The 16014-nt window shown below is 72.0% G+C and carries 21 protein-coding genes; 4 read left to right on the forward strand and 17 right to left on the reverse strand.

The features are described 5' to 3' along the window. The first annotated feature begins 29 nt into the window (after positions 1-29). Positions 30-824 carry an IclR family transcriptional regulator gene (locus FS793_RS07760; RefSeq protein ID WP_144719940.1) on the forward strand — a complete coding sequence of 265 codons (795 nt, stop codon included), beginning with the start codon at positions 30-32 and terminating at the stop codon, positions 822-824. A gap of 10 nt (positions 825-834) precedes the next feature. Then, positions 835-1434, forward strand: coding sequence for a hypothetical protein (locus FS793_RS07765; RefSeq protein ID WP_144719941.1), 600 nt, complete (start codon positions 835-837; stop codon positions 1432-1434). Positions 1435-1444: 10 nt separating this feature from the next. On the opposite strand, the gene FS793_RS07770 is transcribed toward FS793_RS07765, so the two are convergent. Continuing rightward, on the reverse strand, positions 1445-1906 hold the full coding sequence (locus tag FS793_RS07770) for a GNAT family N-acetyltransferase (RefSeq protein ID WP_144719942.1): 462 nt from the start codon (positions 1904-1906) through the stop codon (positions 1445-1447). A gap of 44 nt (positions 1907-1950) precedes the next feature. Continuing rightward, complete coding sequence (locus tag FS793_RS07775; protein WP_144719943.1) at positions 1951-2514, reverse strand: dTDP-4-dehydrorhamnose 3,5-epimerase family protein; 564 nt, start codon at positions 2512-2514, stop codon at positions 1951-1953. 61 nt (positions 2515-2575) lie between these two features. Here FS793_RS07775 and FS793_RS07780 point away from each other — a divergent pair, with 61 nt between their 5' ends. Beyond that, the gene (locus FS793_RS07780; protein ID WP_144719944.1) at positions 2576-3262 is read left to right on the forward strand and encodes an SGNH/GDSL hydrolase family protein; all 687 of its coding nucleotides are present in this window, start codon (positions 2576-2578) and stop codon (positions 3260-3262) included. 72 nt (positions 3263-3334) lie between these two features. Here the strand turns inward: FS793_RS07780 and tuf are convergent, their stop codons facing one another. From tuf to rpsL, 4 genes are all read right to left on the reverse strand, one after another. After that, on the reverse strand, positions 3335-4528 hold the full coding sequence (gene tuf, locus FS793_RS07785; protein ID WP_144719945.1) for an elongation factor Tu: 1194 nt from the start codon (positions 4526-4528) through the stop codon (positions 3335-3337). Between the two features lie 113 nt (positions 4529-4641). Continuing rightward, positions 4642-6756: an elongation factor G gene (gene fusA, locus FS793_RS07790; protein WP_144719946.1), complete on the reverse strand. Its 2115-nt coding sequence runs from the start codon at positions 6754-6756 to the stop codon at positions 4642-4644. A 74-nt stretch (positions 6757-6830) separates the two neighbouring features. Continuing rightward, positions 6831-7301: a 30S ribosomal protein S7 gene (rpsG, locus tag FS793_RS07795; RefSeq protein WP_144719947.1), complete on the reverse strand. Its 471-nt coding sequence runs from the start codon at positions 7299-7301 to the stop codon at positions 6831-6833. Between the two features lie 5 nt (positions 7302-7306). Then, positions 7307-7675, reverse strand: a complete 369-nt coding sequence (gene rpsL, locus FS793_RS07800) for a 30S ribosomal protein S12 (protein ID WP_092506783.1) — start codon at positions 7673-7675, stop codon at positions 7307-7309. Between the two features lie 402 nt (positions 7676-8077). Between rpsL and FS793_RS07805 the strand changes: the two genes are divergently transcribed. Beyond that, a complete protein-coding gene (locus FS793_RS07805) occupies positions 8078-8647 on the forward strand; it encodes a hypothetical protein (RefSeq protein ID WP_144719948.1) in 570 nt (189 codons plus the stop codon). 89 nt (positions 8648-8736) lie between these two features. Here the strand turns inward: FS793_RS07805 and FS793_RS07810 are convergent, their stop codons facing one another. From FS793_RS07810 to FS793_RS07860, 11 genes are all read right to left on the reverse strand, one after another. Beyond that, positions 8737-9372 carry a hypothetical protein gene (locus FS793_RS07810; protein WP_144719949.1) on the reverse strand — a complete coding sequence of 212 codons (636 nt, stop codon included), beginning with the start codon at positions 9370-9372 and terminating at the stop codon, positions 8737-8739. Continuing rightward, the gene (locus FS793_RS07815; protein ID WP_144719950.1) at positions 9369-9722 is read right to left on the reverse strand and encodes a hypothetical protein; all 354 of its coding nucleotides are present in this window, start codon (positions 9720-9722) and stop codon (positions 9369-9371) included. The genes FS793_RS07810 and FS793_RS07815 overlap by 4 nt, the downstream gene beginning before the upstream one ends. Beyond that, the gene (locus FS793_RS07820) at positions 9719-11398 is read right to left on the reverse strand and encodes a hypothetical protein (RefSeq protein ID WP_144719951.1); all 1680 of its coding nucleotides are present in this window, start codon (positions 11396-11398) and stop codon (positions 9719-9721) included. The genes FS793_RS07815 and FS793_RS07820 overlap by 4 nt, the downstream gene beginning before the upstream one ends. Beyond that, positions 11395-11676, reverse strand: coding sequence for a hypothetical protein (locus FS793_RS07825; protein ID WP_144719952.1), 282 nt, complete (start codon positions 11674-11676; stop codon positions 11395-11397). The genes FS793_RS07820 and FS793_RS07825 overlap by 4 nt, the downstream gene beginning before the upstream one ends. A gap of 160 nt (positions 11677-11836) precedes the next feature. Next, the gene (locus FS793_RS07830) at positions 11837-12124 is read right to left on the reverse strand and encodes a WXG100 family type VII secretion target (protein WP_144719953.1); all 288 of its coding nucleotides are present in this window, start codon (positions 12122-12124) and stop codon (positions 11837-11839) included. Positions 12125-12323: 199 nt separating this feature from the next. Further along, a complete protein-coding gene (locus FS793_RS07835; protein ID WP_092503067.1) occupies positions 12324-12611 on the reverse strand; it encodes a WXG100 family type VII secretion target in 288 nt (95 codons plus the stop codon). A gap of 58 nt (positions 12612-12669) precedes the next feature. After that, positions 12670-13302: a hypothetical protein gene (locus FS793_RS07840; protein ID WP_144719954.1), complete on the reverse strand. Its 633-nt coding sequence runs from the start codon at positions 13300-13302 to the stop codon at positions 12670-12672. Beyond that, on the reverse strand, positions 13299-13907 hold the full coding sequence (locus FS793_RS07845; RefSeq protein ID WP_144719955.1) for a hypothetical protein: 609 nt from the start codon (positions 13905-13907) through the stop codon (positions 13299-13301). Before FS793_RS07845 ends, FS793_RS07840 begins: the two co-directional genes overlap by 4 nt. A 22-nt stretch (positions 13908-13929) precedes the next feature. Beyond that, the gene (locus FS793_RS07850) at positions 13930-14532 is read right to left on the reverse strand and encodes a hypothetical protein (RefSeq protein WP_144719956.1); all 603 of its coding nucleotides are present in this window, start codon (positions 14530-14532) and stop codon (positions 13930-13932) included. A 10-nt stretch (positions 14533-14542) separates the two neighbouring features. Continuing rightward, positions 14543-15703, reverse strand: coding sequence for a hypothetical protein (locus FS793_RS07855; protein WP_144719957.1), 1161 nt, complete (start codon positions 15701-15703; stop codon positions 14543-14545). Positions 15704-15720: 17 nt separating this feature from the next. Continuing rightward, on the reverse strand, positions 15721-16011 hold the full coding sequence (locus tag FS793_RS07860; protein ID WP_144719958.1) for a flagellar protein FlgN: 291 nt from the start codon (positions 16009-16011) through the stop codon (positions 15721-15723). Between the last annotated feature and the right edge of the window lie 3 nt (positions 16012-16014).

The following is a 16014-nucleotide window of genomic DNA, read 5'->3' on the forward strand; positions in this document are numbered from 1 at the left end:
CTCCGCGGGACTCGGACTCGGAGGTGACGATGCCGACGCCGCGCATGCCCGCCGCGCGCCATGCGCTGCGCGTGCTCGCGCTGCTCGCCGAGCATCTCGGCCCCGTGCGCGCGCAGACCATCGCGCGCGACCTCGGCATCCCGCGCTCGACGACGTACGACCTGCTCGCGGTCATGCGCGACGAGGGCTTCCTCGTGCACTACCCCGAGCTCGGCGCCTGGGGCCCGAGCGCGCGCGTCGCGCGCATCGGCTCGCGCGTCGACGCCGCGACGCGGATCGAGCGGCTCGGGCAGCCGCTGCTCGACCGGCTCGTGCGCGCCTCGCCCGTGCCGGCGACCGCGCATCTCGCCGTGCTGTCGGGCGTCGACGTGCGCTACGCGGGCCGTGGCTCGGCGCGCCGCTCCCCCACGACGGTGTCGAGCGTCGGCGTGCGCCTGCCGGCCGTGCGCACCGCGACCGGGCGCGCGCTGCTCGCCGCCCTCGACGACGCGCAGGTCCGCGCCCTCGTGCCGCATGACGCCGATCTCGCAGGCGGCGAGCCCGCGACGCGTGCCGCCCTCGGCCGGATGCTCGCCGACGTGCGCGCCAGAGGCTGGGCGCTCGAGCGCGGCGACGTCGACCCCGCCTACGGCTCGGTCGCCGCCGCGGCGATCGACGCGGTCGGCGATCCCGTCGCCGGCGTCGGCGTCACGGTGCGGCTCGACGACGCCGACGCCGCCGAGGCGTGGCCGGCGCTGCAGGCGCTCGTCGTCGACGTCGCGCGCGACCTCAGCGCGCGGCTCGCCGCTCGCCGCTCCCAGGCCACGACCGGCGGGCGCGCGTAGCGTCCGTCGCATGCATCGCCTCCGCCGCATGGCCCTCGCCGTCGTCGGCGCCGGCGCGCTCGCCGGCTGCGTCGTCGTGCCGCCCGCGGCAGCACCGGGGACGCAGGCTCCCGTCGTGCCGCCGTCGCCCACCACGACGCCGAGCGCGAGCCCGACCCTGACGCCGACCACGCCGACGCCGACGCCGAGCGCGACCCAGCCCGCCGCCGGCTCCGCGGTCGTCGACGGCGGCTGCTCGACGGCCTTCCTCGAGGAGGCGATGTTCGGCTACGACGCCGCGACGATCCAGCCCGGGTTCACGCCCGCGACCGTCCTCGACGGCCTCACGATCGCGTGCGCCGCGACGCAGCCCAGCGACATCCTCGACTCCGTCGGCACCTACGCCCTGGCCCTGATCCCGGCAGGCGACGGCGTGCTCGCCGACCTCGACGCGCGCATCCTCGCCACCGGCCTCACCCCGAACCCGTTCGTCGCCGGCATCTACGAGGACGCCGTCGGCGACCCGATCGCCTTCCTCGAGCCGCTGCCCGACATGATCCGCATCAGCGAGCTGACGCCCGTGTCGGATGCCGACCTGTGGGTCAGCGTGCAGTGGTACGCGAAGCCGTGACGGCGACGCGTCAGAGGGTGCGCGTCATGAAGACGCTGCTCGGGTCCAGCACGTACGAGCCGAACGGCGCGCATTCCGCGAAGCCGCCCCGCGCGTAGAGGCCTCGCGCCGCCGCGAAGTACGGCTCGGCGCCCGTCTCGAGGCTCACGCGCGTCGCGCCGCTCGCGCGGGCCTCGGCGAGCACATGGTCGAGCAGCAGCCGGCCGAGGCCCGCGCCGCGACGCGCGCCCGAGACGCGCATCGACTTCAGCTCGACGTGGCCGGGCTCGAGCGGCGCGAGCGCCACGGTGCCCTGCACGCCGCCGTCGTCGCCGCGCAGCACCCACAGCCGTATGCCCGGCGCACGCAGCGCCGCGACGTCGAGCGCGTGCACCGACTCGGGCGGCGAGACGCTGCGCATGTCGGCGAGGTGCTCGTCGAGGAAGGCGACGACGTCGTCGGCGATGGAGGCGTCGAGCGCGATCGCGGGCATGGCTGCGACGCTACCCGGCGTCGATGACGACGAGATGTCGCGCGTCAGCCGGCGAGCACCTCGGCGAGCGTCGGCGCGTCGAGGTCCTTCTGGCTGATGATCGAGCGGTCGTCGCGGTCGGGCTCGATGGGCCACAGGATGCCGAGCTCGGGGTCGAGCGGCGTGATGGCGACGCCGGCCATGCCGGGCACCCACTCGCTCGTGAAGCAGTACACGTACTGGGTCGGGGTGTCGCCCGTCGACTGGAAGCCGTTGCAGACGCCCTCGGGCACGAGGATCTGCGTGCCGGGCTGCAGGTCGGTCTGGAAGACGTTGCCGCGCGTCGGCGAGCCGGGGCGCGTGTCGACCCAGGCGCCGTACGCCGTGCCGTGCGCGATCGCGATGAGCTTGACCATCGACTCGCCGTGCATGCCGCGCATGCCGCCGGGCTTCGTCTCGGTCACGTTGACCTGCTGGAACGCGGGCAGCGGGAAGCCTGCCTCGGCGAGCGCCGATGCGCGGAAGAACTCGCGCACCGTGCCGCGGTCGTCCGTGATCTGCTTCATCCGGATCAGGGCGAGGCCCTCGATGCTGGTCGTCTGCACGTCGAAGTCGATGATGTCCACCACGGTCGACCAGCCTAGTCGGCGCGCTCGGGCGCCGTGGACGCCGTGGCGCTAGCGTGCGTGCATGACGAGGTCCGTGGTGCCCAGCATCCGACGCCGACCCGCTCGGTGGGTGGCGACGCTCGCGGCGAGCGCCGTCGCGCTCGTCGGCTGCACGACCGGCCCGTCGACCACGCCGGCCGCATCCCCGACCGCGACGACGAGCGACCAGGTCGTGCGCATGGCCGTCGTCGGCGACTCCATCACCGACGCCGACAGCCCCGACCTCGCGAACGGCGACCTCGGGGCGCAGTCGTGGGTCGCGCACGCGGTCGACGACGAGGTGGCGTTCGCGGGCGGATGGGCCGAGTGGGGCGCGCGGACCGCGCAGATGGCCGACGCGATCGCCGCGCCGTTCGACGCCGACGTGCTCGTGATCCTCGCAGGCACGAACGACGCCCTGGGCGACGACCTGGCGGCCGACGTCGGCGCGCAGCTCGTGCGCATCGTCGAACGCGCGGGCGTGGACGAGGTGGTCGTGTCGTCCATCCCGCCGCTCGCGTCGGCACCCGACCGATCCGACGCCGTCAACGACTTCCTCGAGCCCTTCGTCGCGCAGCAGGGCTGGACGTGGGTCGACGCGTCGGCCGGCCTGCGCGACGGCGACGGGTTCGTCGCCGGCACGAGCTACGACGGCGTGCACCTCACCGAGGCGGGCGCCGGCCTCCTCGGCGCCGCGATCCGCACGGCGGTCGTTGACGCCGCACCCTGACCGGGCGTCCTCCCCCGACGACGAAGCAGGGGGCCCGCCGAAGCGGACCCCCTGCTGCTCGCAGTCAGATGACTACTTGGTGATCTTCGTGACCGTGCCGGCGCCGACGGTGCGGCCACCCTCGCGGATGGCGAAGCCGAGGCCCTCCTCCATGGCGATCGGCTGGATCAGCTCGACGACCATGTCGGTGGTGTCGCCGGGCATGACCATCTCGGTGCCCTCGGGCAGCGTGATGACGCCGGTGACGTCGGTGGTGCGGAAGTAGAACTGCGGGCGGTAGTTCGTGAAGAACGGGTTGTGACGGCCACCCTCGTCCTTCGACAGGATGTACGCGGTGCCCTCGAAGCCCGTGTGCGGCGTGACCGAACCCGGCTTGACGACGACCTGGCCGCGCTCGACGTCCTCGCGCTTGGTGCCGCGGAGGAGCAGACCGCAGTTCTCGCCGGCCCATGCCTCGTCGAGCTGCTTGTGGAACATCTCGATGCCGGTGACCGTGGTCTTCTGCGTCGGGCGGATGCCGACGATCTCGACCTCGGAGTTGATGCCGAGCGTGCCACGCTCCGCACGACCCGTGACGACCGTGCCACGACCGGTGATCGTGAAGACGTCCTCGACGGGCATGAGGAAGGGCTTGTCCTTGTCGCGGACCGGGTCCGGGATGGACTCGTCGACGGCCTCCATGAGGTCGAGGACGGCCTGCGACCACTTCTCGTCGCCCTCGAGCGCCTTGAGGCCCGAGACGCGCACGACGGGAGCGTTGTCGCCGTCGAAGTCCTGCGACGACAGCAGCTCGCGAACCTCGAGCTCGACGAGCTCCAGGATCTCCTCGTCGTCGACCATGTCCGACTTGTTCAGCGCGACGAGCAGGTACGGCACGCCGACCTGCTTCGCGAGCAGCACGTGCTCGCGCGTCTGCGCCATGGGGCCGTCGGTGGCGGCGACCACGAGGATCGCGCCGTCCATCTGGGCGGCGCCCGTGATCATGTTCTTGATGTAGTCGGCGTGACCCGGGGCGTCGACGTGCGCGTAGTGGCGCTTCGGCGTCTCGTACTCGACGTGCGAGATGTTGATCGTGATGCCGCGCTGGCGCTCCTCGGGAGCGGAGTCGATCGAGGCGAAGTCGCGCTGCACGTTGGTCGCCGAGGGGTACTTGTCAGCAAGCACCTTCGAGATCGCTGCCGTGAGCGTGGTCTTGCCGTGGTCGACGTGACCGATCGTTCCGATGTTGACGTGCGGCTTGGTCCGCTCGAACTTGGCCTTGGCCACTGTGTCCTCCTAGGACGTCTTTCCGGGTGCCTCGCGCGCGCGGCGACGAAGCAGTTCTTGGGGTATGCAGTTATGGTAGCCGGGCTCGGCCCTCAGACCGAACCCGGCCGGGCTCACTCGCCCTTGGTCTTCTGGACGATCTCGTCCGAGACGGCCTTGGGCACCTCGGCGTAGCTCGCGAACTCCATCGAGAAGACGGCGCGACCCGAGGTCTTCGAGCGCAGGTCTCCGACGTAGCCGAACATCTCCGACAGCGGGACCTGAGCCTTGACGACCTTGACGCCTGCGGCGTCCTCCATCGACTGGATCTGGCCACGACGCGAGTTGAGGTCGCCGATGACGTCGCCCATGTACTCCTCGGGCGTGCGGACCTCGACGGCCATGAGCGGCTCGAGCAGGATGGGCTGCGCCTTGCGGGCCGCCTCCTTGTACGCGATCGAGCCGGCGATCTTGAACGCCATCTCCGAGGAGTCGACGTCGTGCGCAGCGCCATCGAGCAGCGAGGCCTTCACGCCCACCGTCGGGAAGCCGGCGAGCACGCCGACCTGCATGGCGTCCTGGATGCCCGCGTCGACCGAGGGGATGTACTCGCGGGGCACGCGGCCACCGCTCGTCGCGTTGACGAACTCGTACGTCGTGTCGGCCGTGATCTCCATCGGCTCGAGCTTGATCTGCACCTTGGCGAACTGACCGGATCCACCGGTCTGCTTCTTGTGGGTGTAGTCGTAGCGCTCGATCGTGCCCTTGAGGGTCTCGCGGTACGCGACCTGGGGCTTGCCGATGTTGGCCTCGACGTTGAACTCGCGCTTCATGCGGTCCACGAGGATGTCGAGGTGCAGCTCGCCCATGCCCTTGATGACCGTCTGACCGGTCTCCTGGTTGAGCTCGGTCTGGAAGGTCGGGTCCTCCTCGGCGAGCTTCTGGATCGCGACGCCCAGCTTCTCCTGGTCGGCCTTCGTCTTCGGCTCGATCGCGACCTCGATCACGGGGGCCGGGAAGGTCATCGACTCGAGCACGACCTGGTGCGCCGCGTCGCTCAGGGTGTCACCGGTGGTGGTGTCCTTGAGGCCGATGACGGCGTAGATGTGGCCAGCGGTCACCGAGGGGACGGGGATCTCCTTGTTGGCGGCCATCTGGAAGATCTTGCCGATGCGCTCCTTCTTGCCCTTGGTCGAGTTGACGACCTGGGCACCGGCATCGAGGTGGCCCGAGTACACGCGGATGTACGTGAGGCGACCGAAGAACGGGTGCACGGCGATCTTCGACACGAGCGCCGCGAACGGCTCGTTCGCGTCGGCGCGACGCTCGATGACGAGCTCGGGGTCCTTGACGTCGTGGCCCTGCACCGGCGGCACGTCGAGCGGCGACGGGAGGTAGGACACGACGGCGTCGAGCATGGGCTGCACGCCGCGGTTCTTGAACGCCGAACCGCAGAGCACGGGGTAGGCGTCGCCGGCGATCGTGAGCTTGCGGATGCCAGCCTGGAGCTCGGCGATCGAGAGCTCCTCGCCCTCGAAGAACTTCTCCATGAGGGCGTCGTCAGCCTCGGCGACGGCCTCGACGAGGTTCGCGCGGTACTCCTCGGCCTTCGCCTGGAGGTCGGCCGGGATCTCCTGGATCTCGTACTTGGCGCCCATGGTCACGTCGCCCTTGGAGTCGCCGGGCCACACGAAGGCCTGCATCGAGAGCAGGTCGACGACGCCGACGAACTCCGACTCGGAGCCGATGGGGAGCTGCAGCACGAGGGGGCGCGCGCCGAGGCGCGAGACGATCGTGTCGACCGTGAAGTAGAAGTCGGCGCCGAGCTTGTCCATCTTGTTGACGAAGCAGATGCGCGGGACGTTGTACTTGTCGGCCTGACGCCACACGGTCTCGGACTGGGGCTCGACGCCCTCCTTGCCGTCGAAGACGGCGACGGCGCCGTCGAGGATGCGCAGCGAGCGCTCGACCTCGACGGTGAAGTCCACGTGACCGGGGGTGTCGATGATGTTGATCTGGGTGCCGTTCCAGAAGCAGGTCACGGCGGCAGACGTGATCGTGATGCCGCGCTCCTTCTCCTGCTCCATCCAGTCGGTCGTCGAGGCGCCGTCGTGCGTCTCGCCGATCTTGTGGTTGACGCCCGTGTAGAAGAGCACGCGCTCGGTGGTCGTCGTCTTGCCGGCATCGATGTGCGCCATGATGCCGATGTTGCGGACCTTCGTGAGGTCCGTCAGCACGTCTTGTGCCACAGGGGTTCCTTACTGGAGTGGATTGGCGGGTGGGGCCGCGAGGCGTCCGGTCCGGACGCCTCGCGGCCGGTGGGTCACCAGCGGTAGTGAGCGAAGGCCTTGTTCGACTCGGCCATCTTGTGCGTGTCCTCGCGACGCTTCACGGCAGCGCCGAGGCTGTTCGATGCGTCGAGGATCTCGTTCATGAGGCGCTCGGTCATCGTCTTCTCGCGACGAGCCTTGGCGTACGAGACGAGCCAGCGCAGCGCGAGCGTGTTCGCGCGGTGCGGCTTGACCTCGACGGGCACCTGGTAGGTCGAGCCACCGACGCGGCGCGACTTGACCTCGAGGGTCGGGCGGATGTTGTCGAGCGCCTTCTTCAGCACGGCGACGGGCTCCTGGTCCGACTTCGATGCGACGCCGGCGAGCGCGCCGTACACGATGCGCTCGGCGAGGCCCTTCTTGCCGTCGAGGAGGATCTTGTTGACGAGCTGCGAGACGATCGGTGCGCCGTAGACCGGGTCTGCGACGACGGGGCGCTTCGGGGCGGGTCCCTTACGAGGCATGGTTCTCAGCCCTTCTTCGCGCCGTAGCGGCTGCGAGCCTGCTTGCGGTTCTTGACGGCCTGCGTGTCGAGCGCGCCGCGCACGATCTTGTAGCGCACGCCGGGGAGGTCCTTCACACGACCGCCGCGGACGAGCACCATCGAGTGCTCCTGCAGGTTGTGGCCCTCGCCGGGGATGTAGGCGGTGACCTCGGTGCCGTTGGAGAGCTTGACGCGAGCCACCTTGCGGAGGGCCGAGTTCGGCTTCTTGGGGGTGGTCGTGTAGACGCGAGTGCAGACGCCTCGCTGCTGCGGGTTGGCCTTGAGCGCGGGCGCCTTGGTCTTGGAGACCTTCGGCGTCCGGCCCTTGCGGACCAGCTGCTGGATGGTGGGCACGAATGCTTCCTTCTGCTGCACGGTGACAGCATCGATGTGATCTGCCGGCTCATCGCCGGCGCCATCGCAGATCCCGCACGCGCGAGTCGCCTCGCGAGCGGTGGGATATGCCGTGGGGGCTCGGACGGGTGTCCGATTGCCCAAGTGGTGCTCGCCGTATCCTGCGCATGACGCAGGGCGCGCCTGAACGCACACCCGAGCAAGCATACGGCCGCGCTCATGCACGGGTCAAGGTCGCGCCGCTCGCCCTGGGCGAGCAGCAGGGGCCTCCGCCGGCGTCGGACGGCCGCGTCCACGCCGGCCCTCGGTCGGCCAGGGGCTCGACGCGCCACGGCCATCGCGCGTCCAGGGTCCGCTCGCGCGACGCCCCTAGGCTCGGCGCGTCCCCCTGAGAGGAGCACGATGCCCACCATCACGAACCGCGCCCTGCGCGGCTCCACCATCGTCGCCATCGCCGCCATCGGCGTGCTCGGCCTCGCCGGCTGCAGCGGCGGCGGCGGCGACGGCGCAGACGAGGAGCCCACGACGAGCGGCTCGAGCGAGGAGTCGGCTCCCGCGACCGACGCCGCCGAGGGCGACGCGTCCGGCGACGTCTGCACGAGCGAGCAGATCGACACGCTCCTGTCGGCGTCGGGCGGCGTGCCCGAGGCCGCGGCCTCGGCAGCCACGGCGGACTTCCAGCCCGCCGAGCTCATCGGCGACCTGCCGACCACGTGCGTCCTGGCGCTCGAGCAGGGCGGCGTCTCCGCGTCGTTCGCCGTGCTGCCCGGCAGCGCGGCCACGGTCACGGCGCTCGCCGAGCAGGGCAACGCCGCCGGCGGCACGCTCACCGAGGGCGGCGGCGCCCTCACGGGCACCATCGGCGACCTCACCGTCGCCGCCGTGCCGTTCACGAGCTTCACGCAGGAGACGGCCGGCTTCGAGGACGTCGAGGACCTCGTGGTCGTCGCGACGACGAGCCTCGGCGGCTGATCGCACCAGCACCACGCGGCCCCCGGACCCTCGCGGTCCGGGGGCCGTTCGCGCGTGGGCGCCGATCGGTGCCCGATGCGGCCCGCGCGTCAGGCGCGCAGCTCGGCGGCGAGCGGCGAGTCGGATGCGAACCGCGCACCGACGACGATCTCGTCGAAGAGGTCGCGCAGCAGCGTCGCGAACGGCGTCTCGGGCGCCACGGCGTGCACGAGCACCGCGTGCCGCTCGCCGGGCACGGTCACCCAGTAGTCGACGCGCAGCGTCGGCAGGGCGCCGAGGTCGGGATCGGCGACGTGCTCGATCGTCGGGCGGCGCAGCACGAGCGAGCGGGGCGTCGCGAGCACGCGGTCCTCGGGGCCGGCGACGGCGGAGCCGCCGTGCGGCTCGTGCGCGGCGCGCAGCACGAGGGGCACGAGCGCATCCATCACCGCCTTCGGCGACGCGTCCGCGGCCGTGCTCACGGCGATGCCGGGATAGACGGCGATCGACGCCGGCAGGGGCGCACCGCCGTCGAGGGCGCGTCCGAGGTGCAGCTGCTGCGCGCTCCCCCGCTCGGCGTGCGCGAGGGCCACGTGCAGGCGGCGGCGCAGCCGGATGCGCTCGACCGCACGGGCGTCGGCGGCGCCGTGCACCTCCTCGGCGAAGCGGCGGATGCGGGTGCGCGCGTCGGGCTCGCCGACGGGCAGCGCGTACCAGTGGCCCGGCAGCGGCAGCGCGAGCCTCATCGCAGCCCCTGCACCGCCGGCGCGTCGACGACGATCGACCGGCGCGTCACGATGCCGAGCCCTCCGAGCCCCGCGTCGGCGGCGATGCGCCGCGCGTCGAGGCGCACCTCGTGCGGGCGGTGCGTCGTGAAGGCGACGGTCGCGCGCGGCATGCCGGCGCCCGCGGTGGCGAGCGCCGCGAGCGCGCCGCGGGCGGCGTCGCCGGGTGCCTCGGCGACCTCGGGGTCGAGGTCGACGTGCACGACGAGCGCAGTGCGCCACGGCGCACCGTCGGCGATCTCGGAGACCGACGCGGCGACGACGCCGTCGACCGCGACGATGGCCGCCTCGAGGGCTGCGGGATCCGTCATCGGGCCACCCCCTGCCCGCCGCGCTGGTACACCGACGCGTGCTGCGTCTCCGTCGCGCTGAAGTAGCGGTCGAGCCCCACGCGATCCACCCACTCCTGCGCGACGGAGCCCGGCAGGTCACCCTGCTGCTGCAGCGTCGTCTCGTAGGCAGCCCCCTCGTGCGGCACGAACGGCGCGTCGGCGGGCGGGTCGACCTCGATGCGCGTGCGATTCGGATCGTCGCGGTGGTAGCCGCCCGAGGGGTCCTCGAGCAGCGGCACGGGGTCGCCCACGTGCTCGACGGAGAGCACGGGGATGTGCGACGGCACGGGCACGTCGTCGACCGGCGCGCCCGCGACGACGACGGCATCGACGTCGTACCGCGCGGTGAACGACGGGTCGGCGGCGAGGTTCGCCGCGGTGATGCCGCCGAGGCTCCACCCCGACAGCACGACGCCCGCGCCGTCGGGCACGCCCGCCTCGGCCATCGCCCGCCGCACGGCCGCCTCGAGCTGCGTCGGGTCCTCGCCGAGCTTCGCGGCGGCGTCGCTCGCGATGTCGTTGATGCCGTCGGTGCCGGGGATCCACTGCTGCGTGCTGGGGATGTTGACGCGGTAGCGCGCGACGCCATCGGCGCCGACGACCTCGGTGACGGTGATCATGGTGGCGTTCGACGAGTCGTAGCCGTCGGGTGCGCCGGCGACGGCGTCGACGTCGCGGTTGCCGGCCTGCAGCTCGGCGAGCAGGTCGCCGGCCGTCGCGTCGTCGAGGTCGCGCTCGACGACCTTCTCGCGGTTCCACTTCGGCTCCGGCTGCCCCGCATCCTGCGCGACGAGCCAGTCGAGCACGCCGGGCGCCGTCGTGCGCAGGGTCTCGATGGCGCCGGCCATGAGCGCGGCGTCGATCTCGCCCGTGCGCAGCAGCGTGCGCACGAACGCCTCCGCGCCCCCGTTGGCGACGAACAGCACGACGGCAGCGAGCAGGAGCCCGCCGAGCAGCGCGACGATGCCGCCGACCGCGAGCATCGCGACGGCGATCGCGGCGAGCACGATGACGGCGACGGCCACGAGCACGACGGCAGCGATCCACTCGAGCACCGCGACGATCGCGTCGGCGATCGCCTCGAACAGGTCGGTGATGCCGCCCCAGAGGTCGTCCCAGAACGAGTCGTTGATCTCGGCGTCCTCGACCTCGGCGCGGATGCGCGCCTCGGCCTCCTCGGCGGCGGAGCGCTTGCGCTCGACGGCGACGAGCCAGTCGTCGTACGCCTCCTGCCGCGCGGCCTCGTGCGCGGCGACGACCGCGGCCTGGTCGCCCACGGGGTCGCCGACCGCGTCGTCGGGCGTCGCCGCCTCGAGGTCCTTGCGCCGATCCTCCGCGTCGCCCGCCGCCGCGTCGGCGGCATCCCAGCGCTTGATCGCGTCGTCGGCGGACGTCTGCGCGATCCGCAGCTCGGCGGCGTAGTCGACGAGCGCCTGGCCCGTGACGTCGTAGCGTGAGCGCGCCCTCGCGATCTGCTCGGAGACGTCGCCCGCCGCGTCGCGGACCCGGTCGAACGCCTTCGCGATCGTCGAGTCCTCGTCGCGGATCGACCGCAGGCGCTCGATCGCGGCCTCGATCGCGTCGGCGGTGCCCACGTACGCGGCGCCGTGCCCGTCGACGACGCTCGCCTCGCCCGTGAGCGGCTCGGGCCTCATCGCTCGTCCTTCGCGAGCTCGACGTCGAGCTCGACGAACGCGCGCATGATGTCGTCGATCGAGCGCGCGAGCCCCTCGGCCGCCTCGCGGAAGTCCTTGCGGTTGTCGTCCCACGTGTCGGCCGACTCGCGCACCTGGTGCGCGAGGCCGTCGTGCCCGACGGCGGCTGCTGCGGCGTCCGCCGTGTCGTCGTGCGATGCGAACTGCGTCGCGACGTGATCGAGGTTCGTGACGGCGCCGCGCAGGTCGCCGTACGAGATGCGGATGTCGTCGCCCACCGTCGTGCCTCCTCGCCGTCGCGCCCAGGCTATGCGTCACCCCTGCGCCGCCCCATGGGCAGGACTCCCCATCGACGGCTCGACCCGGCGATGGCATGCCCGGACACGACGAAGGGGCCGACCGTCGTGGTCGACCCCTTCGTGCGCGGATGGCTGCGGATCAGCCGCCGGCGAGCTGCTCGTCGAGCTGCTGGATCGCCTGCATCATGCCGGTGAGCGCCTCGGACATGTCGCCGATGCCGTCGACCGCCGTCGTCAGGCCCGAGGTCAGCTCCTCGTAGCCCTCGCCGAACTTGCCCGACGCGTGCTGCGTCTTGAAGTCCTCGCCCAGCAGCGTGTCGACCTTGCCCTTGAGCTGCTCGAGCGTCTGCACGATGTCGTCGCGCCCGTCGACGAGCGCCGCCGAGACCTGCTCCATCTCGCCATAGCTGGCACCGAAGTCCGTCATGGTCATCCCCTTCGTTCGGATCTCGCGGCCCGAACGGACCGTGTGCCACCACGCTACGAGCGCTGCCTGGGAACCACCATGGGCAGGACTGCCCATGCCCGCCCCATGGGCAGTCCTGCCCATCGCCGCGGATGCCGCCCGCGCACGACGAAGGGGCCGACCATCGTGGTCGACCCCTTCGTGCGCGGATGGCTGCGGATCAGCCGCCGGCGAGCTGCTCGTCGAGCTGCTGGATCGCCTGCATCATGCCGGTGAGCGCCTCGGACATGTCGCCGATGCCGTCGACCGCCGTCGTCAGGCCCGAGGTCAGCTCCTCGTAGCCCTCGCCGAACTTGCCCGACGCGTGCTGCGTCTTGAAGTCCTCGCCCAGCAGCGTGTCGACCTTGCCCTTGAGCTGCTCGAGCGTCTGCACGATGTCGTCGCGACCGTCGACGAGCGCCGCCGCGACCTGCTCCATCTCGCCATAGCTTGCACCGAAGTCGGTCATGGCCGTTCCTTCCCTCGAAGTTCGTGTCTCTGGCCAATGCGGACCATCGACGACAACGTTACGAAGCGTCGGCCTCCGCGTCGATGGGCACAACTGCCCATCCCTCCACCTGCTCGTCGACGACGACGTGCTCGAGCAGCGGATACGCCTGCCACGGCGTGCCGTCGTCGTGCTCGACCACGATGCCGCGCGCGAGGTCGCGCACCGTCTCGAGGATCGAGGCGGCGAAGAGCGGATGCGTGACGTCGAGCGTCACGAGCAGCAGCGTCTCGCCGTCGGTGAAGGCGTGGCGGGCGGCGACGCCCTGCGCCCCGTCGGGGAGGGTGACCATCCACACGACCTCGTAGCCGGGGCCGACGGTCGCGCCGTCGAGGCGCTCGACGACGACGTCGTCGCCCGGGAACGCCTGCTCGACGAGTCGCTCGACGGGCGGCGCGGCGTGCACCGACAGCTGCACGGTCGCGTTCGCGGGGCCGTCGCCCGGCCACAGCTGCAGCGTCGACAGCGCGTCGGGGTCGCGGGCGGCGAGGCCGTGGTCGAGGGCGTCCTCGGCGACCTCGCGACTCCACCCGCTCTCCCAGGTACGCAGGAGCCCGTCGACGAGCTCGGCGCGCCACGCCTGGGTCTCGGCGCCGATCGGCGGCAGCTCGACCCATCGGGTGAGCGCCTCGGACGCGATGTCGAGCCTCACGAGGCCACCGTCGGGGACCAGCGGAACGTGGCGACGTGCGTGTCGACCACGCGCAGCACGCCCTCGAGGAACGGGTCGTCGACCTCGTGCCCCACGTCGTGCAGCACGCTGGCGGTCAGCACGAGCGCTCGCGTGCGCTGCGTGCGCGGCACGGGCGTGAGGTAGCGCACCGTCGTGAGCGCCGCCGCCTCCTCGCCCTCGACGCCGTGCTGCGTCGTCTGGGCTCGCACCCAGCGCTTGTCGCCGCCGAACGCGACCGCTCCCTCTGCGACGAGGCCGGCGACGGTCGCGTCGAGCTCCTCGCGCGACGCGCCGATGAATGCCGCCGTGAGCGACGCGGGGATGTACTGCGCGCCCTCGACCGACTCGAGCGGCAGCATGAGCGCGGCACCGCCCCGGGCGCGCAGGTCGCCCACGGCTCGGCGCAGGCGCTCGGAGGTCTGCGCGTAGGCAGCGACGCCGTGCTCGCGCATGAGGCGCTGCTTCAACCGCGCCAGGAGCTCGTCGAGCGACCGCTCGTCGGCGTCGATGCGCTCCCAGCCGGCCGGCAGCAGCATGGTCCACTCGGGGTCGGTGGCCCCCAGCGCCCGTCTCAGGTCGGTCATCTCGCGCTCCTCGCGTCGAAGGTCAGATCGTGATGGGATTCGGCGCCTCGTCGGGGCCGCTCCCCTGGCCGTAGCGCGCGGCGCCCGGGTCGTCGCGCGTCACGACGGGCCATGTGCGCGTCGTCGGGCCCTCGCGGTGCACGACGGTCGCGTGCAGGCGCGTCGCCGCGCGGTCGACGTACGTCGACACGACGATCGGACCGCGCCGGCCCTCCGGCAGGCGGGGCAGCTCGCCGACGGGCGCCGACGACAGCCGCTGCCACACGGCGTCGGCATCGGCCTGCGAGCCGGCGAGCCGGTAGCGCTCGCGCCCGAGCACGGCGCCGTCGGGTGCCGTCCACGTCCTGCGCGCCCTGCGGATGCCCACGAGGCCCACGATCGCGAGCCACGCGCCGATCACGCCGACGCCGACGGGGACGAGCCAGCCGGCGGCGTCGCCGTCGGCCGACGCCCAGGCGCGCAGCGGCGCGAACCCGACCGCGGCGGCGACGACGGCCGCACCGCCGACGACGAGCGCGACGACGTGGCGCGTCGACCGGCGCGACGCGAAGGCGAATCCTGGCGACGCGGCGAGCACGGGATCGTCGTCCCGGGCACGCGCGTCGTCGGCGGTCGTCGCAGCCATCGACTCCAGCCTACGAGGACGAGCCGCTGCCGGTGACGACCCGCTGGTACAGGCCCTCTCCCGTGCCGAAGCCCAGCGCCATGTTGAGCCTGCCGAGCGTCGTCATCCACGTGCCCGCGACGATGTCCACCGGATGCGCGGCACCGATGGGGATCGCCCCCTTGCCCGTGAAGAAGCGAGAGATCGAGTTGGCGGTCAGGCCAGCGTCGCCCTGCGCGACGAACTGCTGCCAGCCGGCACGGAGCCCCTGCATGCCGCCGCCCGAGCCTGCGCGAGCGATGCCCTTGATCTCGAACGCCGCGTCGACCCACCCCTTCTTCGAGAAGACGCCGCCGAAGAACGCCTGCCCGGGCTTGGAGAACACCTTCGACAGCGACCCGAAGGGGATGGCCCCGAAGATCGCGAGCCCGAGCTCCGTCCAGCCGCAGTCGCCGCGGACCTTCTGGTAGATCGTGAGGCCCAGCACGACGAGGCCGACGATGCCCGAGAGCAGGCCGATGATCGGACCACCGATGATGAGTGCCGCGACGGCGAGCACGAGGCCCACCCACTTGAGCACCTCGAGGGCTCCGGCGACGAAGCCGTCGAGGTCGTCCCAGAACGAGTCCTTGATCTTGCCGGAGAGCGCCGTGCCGACGTCCTTGGCGGCCGTGTCGAACGCGGTCTCCCAGGTGTCGTAGTCGTCGTCGAAGAGCGCGGCCTCGGCCTTCCAGTCGTCGTAGGCCTGCTGCTTCGCCTCGTCCTCCGCCGCCTGGGCCGTGGCCTCCTCGCTGCCCTCCTCGGGCTGCAGGAAGCCGCCGACGCCGCGGCCGCCTCGCTCGCCGGGGAGCGCCTCGTACTCCTGCCAGAGCGCCTCGCACCGCGTGACGTGGCCGTTGAGGCTGTCCTGCACCTGCGAGAGCGCGTGGCCGTACCGCCACACGATGGGGCCGGTGGGCTTGTAGAGCTCGCCCGCCTCCTTGAGCGTGCCGTGCGCGCTGCCCACGCCCTCGACGAGCTTGTCGACCGCCTTGCCCTTCAGGCCGTGCGTGCCGTCGGCGAGCGACTGCAGCACCGTGGCGCTGTCGATCATCGCCTCGCCGAGCTCGCGGATCTCGGTGCCGCGCTCCATGATCTTCGACGGGGTGCCCTCGAGCGAGCGGATCACGCGATCCGCCGGGGACTGCTCCATGAATCCGTAGTACGCCATCAGCCCTCGAGTCCCTTCGCCGTCTCGACGTCCCAGTCGGTGAACCCGTCGAGCACACCCTGCACGTGCTCCTGCACCTTCTTGAGGTCGTCGCGCAGCTCGTCGCGCTTGTCGTCCCAGCGGTCCTCGAAGTCCTCGACGGCCTCGCGGAGGTCGTTGCGGCCGAACGGGTCGCCGATCGCGTCCTCGAGCACGTCGGCACGATCCTCCGCCGCGTCGAACTCGCCCACGATCGCCACGAGGTACTCGCTGAGCGTGCGCAGGTCGTCGAACTTCACGAGCACGTCCACGTG

It is taken from the genome of Agrococcus jejuensis, from assembly GCF_007679035.1.
GTDB classification, from domain to species: Bacteria; Actinomycetota; Actinomycetes; order Actinomycetales; family Microbacteriaceae; genus Agrococcus; species Agrococcus jejuensis_A.